Source organism: Bacteroides difficilis, from assembly GCF_048319815.1.
Classification (GTDB): Bacteria; Bacteroidota; Bacteroidia; order Bacteroidales; family Bacteroidaceae; genus Bacteroides; species Bacteroides zhangwenhongii.
Window position 1 is genome coordinate 5,515,415 of the sequence record NZ_CP182814.1, and the last position, 15,822, is coordinate 5,531,236.

12 protein-coding genes and 1 riboswitch are annotated in these 15,822 nt (G+C 38.7%); of the genes, 6 read left to right on the plus strand and 6 right to left on the minus strand.

Going from position 1 to position 15,822, the window contains the following annotated elements; translation table 11 throughout:
• Nucleotides 1-32: 32 nt before the first annotated feature.
• Nucleotides 33-251, plus strand: a riboswitch (cobalamin riboswitch).
• A gap of 136 nt (nucleotides 252-387) precedes the next feature.
• From ACNOGP_RS21685 to ACNOGP_RS21710, 6 genes are all read left to right on the plus strand, one after another.
• A complete protein-coding gene (locus tag ACNOGP_RS21685) occupies nucleotides 388-2,451 on the plus strand; it encodes a TonB-dependent receptor (RefSeq protein WP_287663853.1) in 2,064 nt (687 codons plus the stop codon).
• Nucleotides 2,448-3,605 (plus strand): DUF5074 domain-containing protein, encoded by a 1,158-nt coding sequence (locus ACNOGP_RS21690; protein WP_418213701.1) that lies wholly within the window; start codon nucleotides 2,448-2,450, stop codon nucleotides 3,603-3,605. Before ACNOGP_RS21685 ends, ACNOGP_RS21690 begins: the two co-directional genes overlap by 4 nt.
• 39 nt (nucleotides 3,606-3,644) lie before the next feature.
• Nucleotides 3,645-5,267, plus strand: coding sequence for a PL29 family lyase N-terminal domain-containing protein (locus ACNOGP_RS21695; protein ID WP_418213702.1), 1,623 nt, complete (start codon nucleotides 3,645-3,647; stop codon nucleotides 5,265-5,267).
• Nucleotides 5,267-6,979 carry a PKD-like domain-containing protein gene (locus ACNOGP_RS21700; RefSeq protein ID WP_418213703.1) on the plus strand — a complete coding sequence of 571 codons (1,713 nt, stop codon included), beginning with the start codon at nucleotides 5,267-5,269 and terminating at the stop codon, nucleotides 6,977-6,979. The genes ACNOGP_RS21695 and ACNOGP_RS21700 overlap by 1 nt, the downstream gene beginning before the upstream one ends.
• A gap of 128 nt (nucleotides 6,980-7,107) precedes the next feature.
• Nucleotides 7,108-8,460, plus strand: a complete 1,353-nt coding sequence (locus tag ACNOGP_RS21705; protein ID WP_418213704.1) for an MATE family efflux transporter — start codon at nucleotides 7,108-7,110, stop codon at nucleotides 8,458-8,460.
• A 16-nt stretch (nucleotides 8,461-8,476) separates the two neighbouring features.
• On the plus strand, nucleotides 8,477-9,055 hold the full coding sequence (locus ACNOGP_RS21710) for a Crp/Fnr family transcriptional regulator (protein WP_418213705.1): 579 nt from the start codon (nucleotides 8,477-8,479) through the stop codon (nucleotides 9,053-9,055).
• Between the two features lie 21 nt (nucleotides 9,056-9,076).
• Here the strand turns inward: ACNOGP_RS21710 and ACNOGP_RS21715 are convergent, their stop codons facing one another.
• The 6 genes from ACNOGP_RS21715 to ACNOGP_RS21740 all read right to left on the minus strand — a co-directional run bounded on the left by ACNOGP_RS21715 (nucleotide 9,077) and on the right by ACNOGP_RS21740 (nucleotide 15,797).
• Nucleotides 9,077-10,738: an AAA family ATPase gene (locus tag ACNOGP_RS21715; protein ID WP_418213706.1), complete on the minus strand. Its 1,662-nt coding sequence runs from the start codon at nucleotides 10,736-10,738 to the stop codon at nucleotides 9,077-9,079.
• A gap of 369 nt (nucleotides 10,739-11,107) precedes the next feature.
• Nucleotides 11,108-12,787, minus strand: a complete 1,680-nt coding sequence (locus ACNOGP_RS21720; protein WP_418213707.1) for a hypothetical protein — start codon at nucleotides 12,785-12,787, stop codon at nucleotides 11,108-11,110.
• A 19-nt stretch (nucleotides 12,788-12,806) separates the two neighbouring features.
• The gene (locus tag ACNOGP_RS21725) at nucleotides 12,807-13,253 is read right to left on the minus strand and encodes a prolyl oligopeptidase family serine peptidase (protein ID WP_418214788.1); all 447 of its coding nucleotides are present in this window, start codon (nucleotides 13,251-13,253) and stop codon (nucleotides 12,807-12,809) included.
• Nucleotides 13,229-13,639, minus strand: coding sequence for a hypothetical protein (locus ACNOGP_RS21730; protein WP_418213708.1), 411 nt, complete (start codon nucleotides 13,637-13,639; stop codon nucleotides 13,229-13,231). The genes ACNOGP_RS21725 and ACNOGP_RS21730 overlap by 25 nt, the downstream gene beginning before the upstream one ends.
• 6 nt (nucleotides 13,640-13,645) lie before the next feature.
• The gene (locus ACNOGP_RS21735) at nucleotides 13,646-14,299 is read right to left on the minus strand and encodes an SGNH/GDSL hydrolase family protein (protein ID WP_418213709.1); all 654 of its coding nucleotides are present in this window, start codon (nucleotides 14,297-14,299) and stop codon (nucleotides 13,646-13,648) included.
• A gap of 79 nt (nucleotides 14,300-14,378) precedes the next feature.
• Nucleotides 14,379-15,797, minus strand: a complete 1,419-nt coding sequence (locus tag ACNOGP_RS21740; protein WP_418213710.1) for a sulfatase-like hydrolase/transferase — start codon at nucleotides 15,795-15,797, stop codon at nucleotides 14,379-14,381.
• Between the last annotated feature and the right edge of the window lie 25 nt (nucleotides 15,798-15,822).

Consider the following 15,822-nt stretch of genomic DNA (forward strand, 5'->3'; position numbering starts at 1 on the left):
AGCCAAACAAGATAAAGTTATTAATAAATTCTCTAACTTTGTGGCGTTAAGGTTTCTTGTTACAGTATATACACTGTTAAGGAATTAAAAGGGAATGCCGTGTAAACCGGCAACAGAACCTGCTGCTGTAAATCTCCGCTCCTTGTAATCAGAGAGCAAAATTGCAACACGAAAGTCACTGGATAGTTTATCTGGGAAGGCGTTGCAAAATGGGATGAGTCAGAAGACCTGCCTTGATGCTCTGATTTACACCTGCGGGATTTCGGGTAGTAGTCAAATAGAAAATAAGCAATTATCTTTTATTTGGTATAATAGCTATATGTCCGTTTGTGTAGATTGAATTCAGATCTGAACAAACGGATTTTTTATACCTATAAAATAAAAGATATGCTTTCTATTCAAGTCCATTCATACAATAAGCATTGTATCCATTTACGGTGGATATTATGTTTGATTCTATCTCTATTTACCACATTACCGGCCATTTCCCAGTCCAGGGTTCGGCATCAGACTTCTCTGTCTGATACACTTCTCAAACTCAAAGAAGTTACTATCTACAGCAACCGGATGCAAAAAAAGATGTCTCCTGTACAGATTCTGTCCGGCAAAGAACTGGAGAAGCTCAATGTTTACTCCGTTGCTGATGCTTTGCGCTACTTTTCCGGAGTACAGATAAAAGATTACGGAGGTATTGGAGGACTAAAAACCGTCAATATACGAAGTATGGGCAGTCATCATGTCGGAGTATTTTATGATGGTATTGAATTAGGAAATGCGCAAAATGGAGTCGTCGATCTAGGCCGGTTTTCATTAGATAATATGGAAGTCATTTCACTGTATAATGGTCAAAAAAGTGCCATCTTCCAACCTGCCAAAGATTATAGTTCCGCAAGTGCCATATATATGCAGACACGAAAGCCCATATTCAAAGGGGAAAAGAAAAACAATCTGAACATCGGGGTGAAAGGCGGTTCATTCTCCACCATCAATCCGTCACTACTTTGGGAACACCGTTTCAACGAACGAATAAGCAGTTCCATCAGTACGGAGTATATGTATACATCAGGACGATATAAATTCACATACGCCAAGAAAGATGGTTACGACACAACAGCTGTTCGTCAAAATGGAGACGTAAGAATGTTACGTTTGGAGAATGCATTCTTCGGAAAAGTCCCCAAAGGAGAATGGAAAGCCAAAGCATACCTATACAATTCGGAACGGGGATACCCCGGAGCTGCGGTAAGAGAAGAACCGGGTAAGTTTCGCCATCAGGACCGGCAGTGGGATACCAACCTGTTTGTGCAAGGCTCTTTTCAAAACTATTTTAAGCCTTGGTACAGTCTGCTAGCCAACGGAAAATATGCTTATGACTATCTCCACTATTTATCCGATCCCAGACTGGATGTCACCACCATGTATGTAGACAATCACTACCGACAGCAAGAAATCTATGCTTCGGCCGCCCATTTATTCACCATCTATCCCTGGTGGAGTATGTCATTATCCAACGATTTTCAATGGAATACATTACGGGCCGATCTCATAGATTTTGTCTATCCAACCCGTAATACAATCCTGACTTCTGCTGCCACGTCCTTTGACTTCAACCGCCTCATGCTGCAAGCGAGCCTGTTATATACTCATGTCGACGACAATACACGTACCAAAGGAGCCAATGCAGGCACCAAAAACAAATACACTCCGTCTGTCATAGCCACCTGGCAACCATTGACCAAGCTCCCTCTGAATGTACGGGCCTTTTATAAGAAAGTCTTTCGCATGCCGACTCTCAATGATTTGTATTATACTTTTATAGGCAATAAGGACTTAAAACCAGAATATACCACTCAATACGATGTGGGTATCACTTTCTCTCACACTTGGAATAACCATTGGCTGAAAAGCCTGGACTTACAAATAGATGGTTACTATAATGAAGTAGATGATAAAATCATTGCCATGCCTACCTCCAACCAGTTCCGTTGGACTATGATTAATCTCGGACATGTGGAAATTCGGGGATTAGACGCAGCCATACGAGGAGAATGGGGCTTCGGAAAGGTGGAACTTAGCACTCTCTTCAATTACACCTATCAAAAGGCACAGGATTTTACCGATCCTACCAGTGAATGGTATGGAGGCCAGATTCCTTATATACCTTGGCATGGAGGTTCCATCATCCTCAATGGAAGTTACCAAACATGGTCCTGTAACTATAGTTTCATTTATACAGGTGAACGTTATGAAGCAGTCGCCAATATCCCGGAGAACTACGCACAGCCCTGGTATACCCACGATTTTTCCCTATCCAAAACTTTTCAATGGGGGAAAACGGGAATACGTGTAACGGCAGAAATTAATAATATCTTCAATCAGCAATATGAAGTAGTGCAATGCTATCCTATGCCCGGTACAAGTTTTAAAATCAAATTAAACGTCATGTTATGAGAATATCTGTTCTATCCATCATTATCTGTTTTGTTCTTCTGTCGACTTCTTGTCGCGAAGATGAACGCATTATTCCGTCAACTCCCAACCAAGTTACCCCCGGAGTAAGCGGTACCTCTGTCAAAGGTTTCTTTCTACTCAATGAAGGAAATATGGGAAGCAACAAGGCTACCCTTGATTACTTTGATTACGAAACCGGTATCTATCATAAGAATATCTATGCGGAACGGAACCCGGGAGTCATACAAGAATTGGGGGATGTGGGAAATGATATCCAAATCTATGGAAATAAGTTATATGCCATCATCAACTGTTCTCATTTCGTAGAAGTGATGAATGTAGAAACAGCAAAACACATCACGCAAATTTCCATACCTAATTGCCGTTATATCGTCTTTAAAGATAAATATGCATACGTCAGTTCGTACGCAGGTCCTGTCAAAATAGATCCCAACGCCAGACTGGGGTATGTAGCACGTGTTGACACTACCACACTGACTGTCAAGGATACCTGTGTGGTCGGCTACCAGCCGGAAGAAATGGTGATTGTGGGCAACAAACTCTATGTAGCCAACTCCGGCGGATATCGCGTACCTAATTATGACCGCACGGTATCCGTCATCGACTTGAACACATTCAAAGTTATCAAAACCATTGATGTGGGAATCAATTTGCATAGAATGGAATTAGACCAATACGGAAATATTTATGTCTCATCCCGGGGAGATTATTATGACACTTACTCCGAAACATTTGTAATAGATTCCAATACCGATAAAGTAATCGAAGAATTACCGCTTCTTCCCAATACAGAAATGGCTATTTGCAGAGATTCACTGTATGTATACAGTACAGAATGGAGTTATTACACCAACAGTTGGACAGTCTCTTACGCTATTTATAATACAAAAACAAAGAAAACTGATACCCGCAATTTTATTACAGATGGTACGGAAAAATCTATCAAGATACCTTATGGAATAGCAATCAATCCGGAAACAGGTGAATTCTTCGTCACCGATGCCCAAGACTATGTGACTCCCGGCACATTATATTGTTTCTCCCGGGATGGAAAAAAGAAATGGTCAGTCACAACCGGAGATATTCCTGCTCATATTGCTTTTACATACAAAAAACTAAAAGAGATTGAATAATTAAATTCATAACCATTAATAACTAAAAAAACAAAAACAATGAAGAAAGTTCTATTTTTACTGCTCACTGTCATTACAGTATGCAGTTGTTACAATGATGATGATCTTTGGGATAAAGTCAATGATCTCGACGGACGAGTAGAAACACTGGAAACAACCGTCAAGGGAATGAACTCTGACATTACTACTTTACAGAATCTGGTAGACGCACTAAATCAAGGGAAAGTAATTACAAATACAGAACAAACCTCTGAAGGTTATACATTGACTTTCAATGATGGTAGCAAAGTGTCCATAAAGAATGGAACAAATGGCACAGATGCTCCTGTCATTGGAATAAAAGCAGATGAAGACGGAACATATTACTGGACAATTACCACTAATGGGGTTACAGACTGGCTTCCGGATGCAGACAACAAATTAAAAGTAACGGGTACAACCCCAATCATGGGAGTTGACGACGATGGGCACTGGACGGTTGATACAGGTGACGGAGCCCAACCAATAAATGGGGCAGACGGTAAACCTATAAAAGCAAAAGGGGAAGATGGAGATTCTTTCTTCAAATCCGTTACAGTCAATGACAACTATGTATTAGTTACTCTTGCAGATGGAACATCGTTCACATTACCCAAAGGGGAAACATATACATTTGACATTGCCAATAGAGATTATACCTTGTTCTCGTCTAATGAAACAAGGACGTATCTGCTTACAACTGCCAATATAGACGATGCAACATTAATTGCTATTCCGCAAGGATGGACAGCGGTTCTTAATGATAAAGATTTAAAAATCACAGCTCCAGCAGTTTCAGGTGATGATGTCAAGGATGGTGAACTTAAAATACTTGTTACACCATCCAAAGCCTTTGGAAAAGTGATAAAAATGCAATTAAGAGCAGTTCATGAAGCACGCTTTTTAACATTTGAAGACGCCGATTACAAAGGTGATGCTAATATAGTAGGAGAAACAAACTGGTCTTCATTAATTGATAATCCCCAATATAACGGTCCTCTACTTTATCCTACGACAAGTACTCTCTATCAATGGAATGACAAAAACAACACTTTCCTAGCTTCCGAACTTCCTAATGGATGGGGTGACTATAAATATTGGGGTGGTGGACATGCCATATCAAACTACGTAGAAACAGATATGGCCAACGGAGATTATCTACATCAACTTGGTGTCTATTACCAAAATCCAATAACTGGTTTTGGCGGTCATAATGGCTCTAAAAATTTCTGTGTACACTATGGATATAAGGATGATTCCGGATTTACTGATGGTGCAAAATTACCATCCATTTATTTTTCCGATAACCAAGCACGTGTAGTAGATCATATGTATGTCATGTGGAATACTTATTTAGCTAACTGTATTTTTAACGGTAACAGCCTGACTGAGCCTGTCGGTCCGGATGGTTATGTAAAGATAATCGCCATCGGTTTTGATGCAGCAGGTAAAGAAATAACCAATCATTTAGAGTTTTTCATTGCTAATGCTGGAGGTAATATTCAGGAATGGACTTACTGGGATCTTTCTTCGTTAGGCAAAGTTTCGAAAATTGAGTTTAATATGGCAGGTGACAGTGACAATGGTTACGGTTTCAGCCAACCGGCCTATTTTTGTTATGATGACGTAGCGGTAAGATTCTAATGAAACACATTACACTTTTACTACTCACCTTATTGATATGCATATCATGTGCGGAAGAAGAGGAGAAATCTCCTCTTCCTGCCGCTCCTGTCATTACCTTGAAAGAAGAAGTCCCCATCTATAAAACCAAAATCGGTCGGGAAATAACCATCGCTCCTATTTACGAAAACACCGATTCGGAAACGGCCTTTAATTGGACAATAGATGGAAAGAGTATCTGTACCGCTTCCACCCTGACATTTTCAGCCGATGAAGCCGGAAGATATTATATCCTGATTTCCGCAACTAACGCCGGAGGAACAACAGAAAAAGAAATACGTATTGATGTTTTCCAACTTGATGTACCCACCATTTCCATAGCCGATGCAGACAAAGGTTTCAAAGTTCTTCAGGGATCCGAACTAACCATAACACCGGTAGTTGACTCTTTCCTAGATACTAGTTATTCTTGGCAAATAAATGGTCAGGAAGTTTCAACTGAACCAAATTATTCATTCCCTACAAATGAGCTTGGCGAATATGATGTTCGCTTCTCGACTCATAACGAAGATGGTGAAGATGAAATCTCCTTTAAAGTCGAAGTATGTTCACCGGATCAAATAGATTTCAATTGGACGTTTCTACAAGACGAATACAATATGTCATCAGGTAGAACGATTCAAATCAAGCCGGTAGATATAAAAAATGCACAAAATGCGATTTATACATGGTCTGTAAATAACAAACAAATACAATCAGGAGCAAGCGATAGTTATTTGTTCACATCCGACCAAGAAGGAGAACATACAATTAAAGTAGAAATGAAAAATTCGTATATACTTGTCACGCAAACATTAAAAGTCAACGTTTGTCCGCCCGAGGGAACATACCAACGCAAGATAAATGCTACTAGTTCTGCTTCTATGAACAAAGTATATGAATTTTTACCTGCTCCCGGTCAGTTTGTTAATGAGAACTATACAGTAACTACCATGGCAGAAGCCTGTACCTATGCAGAAGAACGAATCAATCAGACTGCTTATGTCTCTTTAGGCGGATTCGGTGGATACATCATCGTTGGATTCGATCATAGTATCGTGAACGACGGAGATTACAACATCGCTGTTACTGGTAATGCTTTCGATGGTTCATCAGAACCCGGAATTGTATGGGTAATGCAGGACGAAAATGGTGATGGGTTACCCAATGACACTTGGTATGAATTGCGCGGATCCGAATATGGAAAAGCCGAAACCTGGCAGGACTATGCCGTCACCTATCATAAACCAACCGGTATTCAGCTTCCCACCCCATGGACAGACAATCATGGTCAAAGTGGGTCTATTGATTATTTGGGCGCTTTTCACCGGCAAGATTATTATTATCCCGCCTGGGTAAAGGAGAAACAATATACTTTGCGAGGTACTCGCCTGAAAGAGCGTAATTACGATCAATCCGGTAATGGTACTTATTGGGTAAATGATAGTTATGAATGGGGATATGCTGATAATTTCAGCGCCATTGATCGTCTGACAGATGATGACAACTATAATGCCGGACCGTCTGACAATCATTTCAAGATATCCCATGCTGTAACTTTCGACGGTAAGGATGCAAACCTGAAGTACGTTGATTTTATCAAAGTACAAGTGGGTGTTAATAGTAAAAGTGGCTGGCTGGGTGAAATATCCACTGAAGTTTTTGGAATAAAGGATTTCAACATGCTCAAATAATTGATAGAATATACATAAGAGATTCTTTTCCCTATTAAATATAGAGATAAAAATTACCATTTGGTAATTTTTATCTCCTCTCATAACCCTACCTTTGTCGCCATTTTCAACGACAAAGGTAGAAAATTATGAAAGATAGTATTGATTTCGGCAGTATGAACATCTCCACGTTGTTCCGTAAGTTACTAATTCCTACGGTACTTGGGATGGTATTCTCGGCTCTGTTCGTTATTACGGACGGTATATTTGTAGGAAAAGGAATTGGCAGCGACGCACTGGCAGCAGTAAATATCACTGCACCGCTTTTTATGATTGCAGCGGGTATCGGACTGATGTTCGGAGTGGGAGCTTCGGTGGTGGCTTCGATTCATTTATCTCAGGGAAAACGCAAAGTGGCAAGTATTAATATCACTCAGGCAATTACTTTTTCCGCATTGCTCATACTTATCCTGTCTGCTCTGTGTCTTTATTTTATAGAGCCATTAGCCAGATTATTGGGTAGTTCGGACCGATTGTTGCCGTTAGCCGTAGAATATATGGCATGGTACATCCCTTTTCTCGTATTCTACGAAGTATTAAATATAGGAATGTTCTGCATCCGCCTGGATGGTTCGCCCACCTATGCCATGATGTGTAATGCAGTTGCAGCCATACTTAATATCATACTGGATTATATCTTCATTTTTGAATTTGGCTGGGGAATGATGGGAGCAGCTTTAGCTACCAGCTTGGGCACAGTCATAGGAGGATTGATGACCCTGATATACCTCATCCATTTTTCCCGGACGCTCTATTTATACCGGATTAAATTCAGTATGAAAAGTATATTGCTGACTTTTCGCAACATCGGTTATATGATAAAATTAGGAAGTTCCGCCTTTATCAGCGAGGCCTCCATCGCTTGTATGATGTTTCTGGGAAACTACGTATTTATCCGCTATCTCGGTGAAGACGGAGTAGCCGCATTCAGCATAGCTTGCTATTTCTTCCCCATTATTTTTATGGTTTACAACGCTATCGCACAATCCGCCCAGCCGATTATCAGCTACAATTTCGGAGCCGGACAGGCTGTCCGCGTCAGGAAAACACTGCATCTTGCCATACGGACGGCACTGTTATGCGGAATCTCTTTCTTTATTCTTACTGCCCTATGCCGTCAGGATATTGTCTCCTTGTTCATCGACCGCAGTTATCCGGCATTTGACATAGCAGCAAGCGGCATTGCCTATTTTGCTTTCGGCTTCATATTTTTTGCTTTCAATATGATAGGAATCGGATACTATCAAAGCATTGAAAGAGGACAAAGAGCAGCAATTATTACTCTTCTACGAGGAGTAGTGTTTATGTCGGTCGGTTTCTTTGCCCTTCCATCGATACTTGGTGTACGAGGTATCTGGTTGGCTGTCCCGTTCGCCGAATTACTGACCACCCTGTATATTATAGGAATTTATTGCAAAGATCGTTTCATTGTACGCCAGTGATGCGTATCTTTGTAACATGAATGCATTCATTGAGCAACTCTGTGACAGATATAAGATATCGCAAACCGACGTCCAGGCTTTACTGGACTGTATGGAAGAAGTACATTTCAATAAAAAGGAATTTGTTGTGCGCGAAGGCACAAAGAACAGTAATCTTTATTTCATAAAGACAGGAATATGGCGAGCCTATTATCATAAAGACGGAGTGGATTCGACTATCTGGTTTGCTTCAGAAGGAGAAGTCGCCTTTTCCGTCTGGGGATACGTGGACAATAGCTATTCATTAATCAATATCGAAGCCATGTGCGACAGCGTGGCTTATTGTATTTCACGCACAGCCTTAGACCAATTGTTTGCTTCTTCTTTGGGACTTGCCAATCTGGGACTCAGACTCATGGAACGCCAGTTGCTTTTGCAGGAAAACTGGCTTATACACTCCGGAAGCCCACGTGCAAAGGAACGTTATCTTACTCTCATAAAAGAGACTCCAGAGTTGCTGCAATATGTACCTTTGAAACATATCGCATCTTACTTATGGATTACACCACAGTCACTCAGCAGAATACGGGCGGAGATAGCACGTACGGGAACCTAAGATGGTAAAGGTTGCCAGAATTTACACTTCTTCACAGCGCACCATATCCCAACCGCGAAATTGAATCAGCAACCGATGAAGAGTTGTCCCAGTAGCCAGTTGTCTAGCCTTTTTATCTTCACTATATTGAAATAACTGCCGATGTCCTTCCTCAATTTGTGCGGCAAGCTCAACATCAGTAGCTGTACGGGCAGCATATTTAAGTTCGATGATATAACTATGCTCTATATCCGGATAACGTTGTTTATCCGGCAACAGGAAAAAATCACAGTAACCATAATTCATTTCCAATTCCGGTTCTACCAGATAATAAGAAACCAATGCAAGATAAGCCTTAAGGAACCCCTGCAAATTTCTTTCTCCTTCCATACCGTCACGCACAGATGAATTCTCACGATAAGCACGGGCTACGGACTCAAAAAAAGGTTTCCAACAACCGTCGTAAGCGAGATCGGTCAGCATTACATTGAGGTAATGCAAATCAATAGAACTATATTTCTGATAATAATCATGCAAAAAGCCAAAATATTGCTCGCGTACACAATGATTGGGAATACACATACGAATCAAGTCTCCACGTGTACCGCACATGGTCAGTAGTCCGTAATAATAAAGCAGACTGCGGAAATTATCAATATCAGCCACTTTCTCAGCCGGGAATGAAGTATGAAGGTTGACCAATATCTCACCTTTTGCAGCAATCTCTTCAATAGTACTCATACGACTACCCTCGTGACTACCATCATGATCGATACGGGCAAGCATTTTCAATTTACTGTAATCGGTACGAATGTTTTTATCCACCATATCTTCAGGAGCACGATGTTTCTGTACTTGGCTACTTAAGTAATATAAAGTCATATCACAGTTGAAAACCCTGTCGTCATTCAAACTCATCCGGGCAAAACAGTAATTATCATACCAAGGTTTCATCCCTGCTATCATAGCCTCAACGTCACCGATCAGCATACTGCTGTCCTGATAATATTGAAACATCTTACGCACTTCCGTTTCGCTAAAGCCCATCATAGCATTAAAACGACAATCTGTCGAAATATTCCAATCTATATTATATCCGCTAGATAAATCGTCCAACGTAACCGGACTGACTCCCATCAGGAAAATACGGTCGAACATCCCTTTATATTGCTTGAAATATTCACGATAGAAGCCACTTGCATGGGTAAGATCATGAAACATCTTCTGACCGTGCTCGCTTAATATGACATTTGTAAAATTATCGTATTCATCAATGATAAGATAAAGAGGATACCCCTTGGATTTTGCCTTTATCTCGATATAAGCCAGCTTAGCTTTGGCATTGCTAAGACTTTCAATAGTGGATTTAAAATCCGGTTCATAAAAAGAGGCATAGTCATCTGCGAATTGATTGATAACCAACCCACAATACTCATTGAAACTTGCCATCAATCCGTCACTCACTCCGGAACAGCCAGCCTTGGAAAAATCAAAATAGAGAACCTGAAAGCGGTTACGCTGGTCGGTAGGATGGGAAGCAATCCATAAATCACCAAAATATTTCTCAAAGTTATTCCGTTGCAATATGTCATAATAAGTACGCATCATACTAATGAAGACACTTTTGCCGAAACGTCTCGGCCGGGTAAGAAACAAATAGTTCGGCATTTGTTCTATTAACGACAAATACATGGTTTTATCCACAAAATAACAGTTTTCGTTTCTCAACTGATCAAAATCGGATATTCCGTAAGGGATTCTTTTTTACTTGATTCATATTACGCGGCCTTTTTTAGTTAGCAACAAAGTTAAGCTATTCTATGGGATAAACTAACGATTTGCAAAAGATAAATCAAGCCTCATCAGCAACAGGCTCAAACTTAGATACAAAAGAATTGAAAACCCAATGTCCCTCCAGACAAGCGTTCATATTCTTCGCTTACTTACCGAGAATTCACCGAAAATTAACTAACTTGCAATGAATCAATTACCTTATATTTTCAGAATATCCCGACTTCATATACCTGAGTAGTACAAAAGGTCAATAGTTTATATCTTAACAACCGCTTTTGCTTATTTCAAATTATGTTTCATTCTTATACGCCATAGCAATTCATCAATAGGAACAACTTGTACTTTCTCGTTTAGTAATCGCTTACACCAATACGCTGGAGTAACTCCTCTTGATGAACGTTTTTTCTCTGCTGTACAAATTATCTCTCCATTCGATTTCTTTTCAAAACACGACCAAGCATGAACAATAGTCCATGCTATGTCACCTTCTATAGTCCTATTAACAACATCCTCATTAATGTTCGCTGCAATCATTGAAGGAGTGCCCGATCTCTTTTCTTTCTCATTCGCCCAAATTTGATTACGTGCAGAGAGCACAGGTATATCATTTCCTTTCCGATCTTTCATCCAAAAAGTTTTACCATATCCACCATTATAAGGTACATATTGCACTGCAATCATTCCAACAATATCTTCCAGCTCCTCAGCAAAGATTCTATATGCCTCTAAAGACTCTTTCGAATCAAGATCATTACAAATAAAGCCAAAAACTTTAAGACCTATCCTCTGCAAATGCCCACTTACAATACGTGCAAAATTCCGCAATAATTCTTCCCTGTTAGGACGTTTAGAAGCAAATAAATCCGGATAGTAATAACCGCCCCCATATTCAAGAAGCGATACATGCTTGGGTTGAGTTTCCATTAATACACTCAAAACATCTGGTGCAGCCATCGATAGATTCACCATACAAGTTGTAAAAGTCATTGGAATCTCACTATTATATTCATTACTCCAATAGTCAGATTTATTAATAAAACTCCCCATTGTCCATTGCATATTATCCCCATCACTCATTACAAAAGAATGATATATTACATTAGATTTCCAAGTTAATTTAGCAGGGTTGACCGATTTTAGTTTTTTAATCTTCTCATTTCCTGCCACAGAAAGCATAGTCAAATTCATACACCAATCTGAAGCAGTATTGATTAATCCCCAATTTGAACAAGGAGCAATATGTTGAAACTCAGGTCCGCTATTCCAGCCAATTACTGGTGACAAAGGACATACCCACTCCAAAATAGTATCCAATAAATCATTCACTCCATAATAAACCATTCCTTTATGTGCTATAACATAATCTCTATTATTAGCTATTTCGGGATTTATCAATACAATAAAATTATTGTTCAACTGCGACTTATATTCATTAAATAAACAGGACGTAATATCTTTATTTATAGTATTATACAATTTTTTTAAGCCCATTTTTTTAGCTTTGTCCTCCTGAGTTATATCTACAAGAATCCCTTTTAATAAACCAGCCTGTACCGTCGCTAAATTGATAGAATTATCTTTTTTATCATAATCATATAAAATATATCCTTTTACATAACCTTGTTTTTTATAACGTTCTACAATCTCCCAAACAGGCATAGCCCCTAATTCCTTTACTTCAAGACGTTTTACCCATTTCTTATAATACAATTGATAATCAGCTGAATGAGTTTCAATCCAAAGCCCCTCATTGCCAGATCCATCATTCACTCCTTGAGCCGCAAGCCCAGCTAAAGATTGAGCTAAATTCATCTCTCTAGTATCATTACTATTAGATAATACACATCGCAATATGTAATCTGGTTTTTTTTGAGTAGGCCACCAACTTGTAACTGTTGCTTGAGCTACATTTACAAACAACAGACCAATCAAAAATAGTTTTATAAATATATTTTTCATTTATCAATCAAAAGTCTATTTAATCAATATGATATTTCTTAAACATAAAAAGCCATTGTAAAAACTCAGGTTCTGCAAAGACTTTTCCCCAAATTCCATGTCCCATATTCTCATATTCAGTATATTTATAATTTTCAACTCCCATCTTTTCTAATTTGTCATATACACCACGAGTAGCATCTACTGGAACAACCTTGTCTTTTTCACCATGAAAAATCCAAATGGGTACTTTGTTTCCCCACTCTTCCACACAATTCAAAGGAGTAGCACCACAAATAGTAATTGCCGCCGCAAATACATCTGGATGTTTAGCAATCAACTGATAAGTAGTAAATGCTCCCATTGATACACCAGCAATATAAATTCGTTGATTATCTACATTTTTCGACTTACGTAACTGTTCCACCAGTTCAAAAGCCATTTCTCCATATTCAGAAAGTTCTACTGATAAACCTTTCGATTTGATTCCCTCTTTATCAAACTTTTGCCATCCTCCAGGTAAATCCCCCCCTCTTCATTTACTCTAACAAACGGAGTCGTTTTGGGAGCTTGTGGATAGATTACAATACAAGGAAAATTATTCCGATTATCTTTATTCATAAACATGGTACCACCAAGATTAAGCTGCCCTTCGTTATCATTACCACAGCGTCCCATACCATGTAACATAAGTACAAGAGGATATTTTTCCCCCTTTTTCATCTGTTCGGGATACATAATACGATATGGAAGAACTACTCCATTTTTTTCATACTGTCTTTTCTCAAAAATTGAGAAATCAATGCTCTTCTGCGCAAACAATCCAATGGTAAATAATAATAAAACTGTCATTAATAAATTCTTCTTCAACATACTTTTTTATTTTTTTGTTTTCAATACTTGTATAATACTTTCGGCAACTTGATAGCCAAGTAGCTTCGAACCATTAGGTTTGAAATGTACATTTAGCGGACGTTGTAATTCTTTAAGTCGATGTTCTACTAACGAATACAGGTCATCCACTTTAATATCATATTTTTCACATAATTCTAATGCAGCTTTGTTATATGCAACTGCCATATCAGGATCACGATAAGGAGTAGTACCTTTGGGATATGGAGTGGTAGTAGCAAATATCAACTGTGCTCCAGTAGCTTTCATTTTTATAATCATAGCTTCAAGATTTTGTATATAAGTTTTCACATCGGCTTGTTGAGGATCATTAGGATTTATGCTATTCAAACCAGTCTTCGGATCCACATGTTTCAAATCATGCAAACCAAAATTAAAATGTATAACATCCCAATTTCCACCATTAATTTTCAGCCATTGATCTATAAATTGTACCCCTTTAGTAGTACCACCACAGTTATCATCAGGACGATAAACATCAGCAATACTTTCTAATTTTTCTTTTGCAAAACGTGTATATCCCATACTGATTGAATCACCCAGAATCAACACTTTCGGTTTTTTATCAATCATAGCTGACAAGGTACAGAATACCACCAATAATACTAAAACTTTTTTCATCTTATTTTTTTATTAGAATATGATTGTTCAGTAACACAGATTTTAGTTTCTTTTTTTACATCTAAAGTAGATATTTTTTCTAAGGATTAATATCCTCTCCACTAATTTCCCTATTTTCATTTAAAACTTCTTTCCACCAGTTATTAAAACATTCCAACATTTTAGTAGTCCGTTCCGGCTCAGATGAAATTACATTCACTTTCTCTCCAGGATCTGATGACAAATTAAACAGTTGCCATTCAGTTGGAGTTACCACTTGTGGAACACGCCCTTTGTTATCCCAGCGATTAAGTACTTCTATTTGTGGACGATAAAGTTTCCACTCTCCATCAATTACTGCAACATTAGAAATATCCGTCATATATGCTTTATTATAAGACCACATACGTATTGGAACAGAAGTCTTACAATCTTTATTCATAAGAGAAGCTAAAAAACTCACACCATCAAAGGGTTTACCTGAAGGGGTAATTCCTGCAGCATCAAGCAAGGTTGGAGCCCAATCCAACCCTGTCATAGAAGTATTACATACAGAATTAGAAGCAGCAATACGTTTAGGCCATTGCACTACACACGGCACATTAATTCCTCCCTCTAACGTAAATTCTTTAGCACCTGCCAAACCACAATTCCAGCGTTTTTGTGACAGTTTTTGATAAGTTCCAAAAGTTGGTCCATTATCAGAAACAAAAACTATTATTGTATTTTCATACTCTTCCAAATCCTTTAACTTTTCAATAATTCGTCCGATATTTTTATCCATACGGGTTATCATTCCGTAAATAACTTCAGTACCATCAGCTAAGTTTTTACCTTTGTAAGGGGTTATTTCTTCTTCAGGTACCTGTAAAGGAAAGTGAGGAGCTGTATATCCAATATAAGCATAAAATGGACGACGTGTTTTTTCCTTATGATTGGCATCAATAAAAGAAATAACTTCATTCGTTATAAAATCTGTGGCATAAACACTCCCATCTGACACACGACGTTTTTCACCAGTTTTTAATATTGGGTAATCATAATAATCCGCCCATCCTCCTGGTGAAGTTACTACCCAATATTCATATCCACGCCCCTTAAAATTGTTATCTCCTATATGAGCTTTACCAAACAATGCCGTAGCGTATCCACCATCATGAAATTGACGGGCTATCCACGGTTCTTCCAACGAAGAAGTCTTTTCTATATGTGCCATCCGAAAGCCCGATCTTTCATAATAACGCCCAGTCATCATTGCAACTCGACTAGGACCGGAAATAGGAGCGGCAGATCTATATTTATCCAAACATAATCCATTTGCAGCAATACCATCAATAACTGGTGTATGAACTATTGAATTACCATAGCATGCAATATCCCCCTTGCCAAGATCATCCGCTACAATGAAAAGAATATTGGGACGGAGATCCTTTGCATCCACAGTAACAACCGATAAAATAACCAACGACAACGAAGCATAAATTCTCTGATATATTAATACCCACTTAATTGTTTGCATAACTATAAATAACTAGTTATAAATA

Excerpts from the sequence above, each read along its gene's own strand:
- ACNOGP_RS21685 (WP_287663853.1), top strand. The coding sequence starts at position 388 with ATGCTTTCTATTCAAGTCCATTCATACAATAAGCATTGTATCCATTTA.
- ACNOGP_RS21690 (WP_418213701.1), top strand. The coding sequence starts at position 2,448 with ATGAGAATATCTGTTCTATCCATCATTATCTGTTTTGTTCTTCTGTCG.
- ACNOGP_RS21695 (WP_418213702.1), top strand. The coding sequence starts at position 3,645 with ATGAAGAAAGTTCTATTTTTACTGCTCACTGTCATTACAGTATGCAGT.
- ACNOGP_RS21700 (WP_418213703.1), top strand. The coding sequence starts at position 5,267 with ATGAAACACATTACACTTTTACTACTCACCTTATTGATATGCATATCA.
- ACNOGP_RS21705 (WP_418213704.1), top strand. The coding sequence starts at position 7,108 with ATGAAAGATAGTATTGATTTCGGCAGTATGAACATCTCCACGTTGTTC.
- ACNOGP_RS21710 (WP_418213705.1), top strand. The coding sequence starts at position 8,477 with ATGAATGCATTCATTGAGCAACTCTGTGACAGATATAAGATATCGCAA.
- ACNOGP_RS21720 (WP_418213707.1), bottom strand. The coding sequence starts at position 12,787 with ATGAAAAATATATTTATAAAACTATTTTTGATTGGTCTGTTGTTTGTA.
- ACNOGP_RS21730 (WP_418213708.1), bottom strand. The coding sequence starts at position 13,639 with ATGTTGAAGAAGAATTTATTAATGACAGTTTTATTATTATTTACCATT.
- ACNOGP_RS21735 (WP_418213709.1), bottom strand. The coding sequence starts at position 14,299 with ATGAAAAAAGTTTTAGTATTATTGGTGGTATTCTGTACCTTGTCAGCT.
- ACNOGP_RS21740 (WP_418213710.1), bottom strand. The coding sequence starts at position 15,797 with ATGCAAACAATTAAGTGGGTATTAATATATCAGAGAATTTATGCTTCG.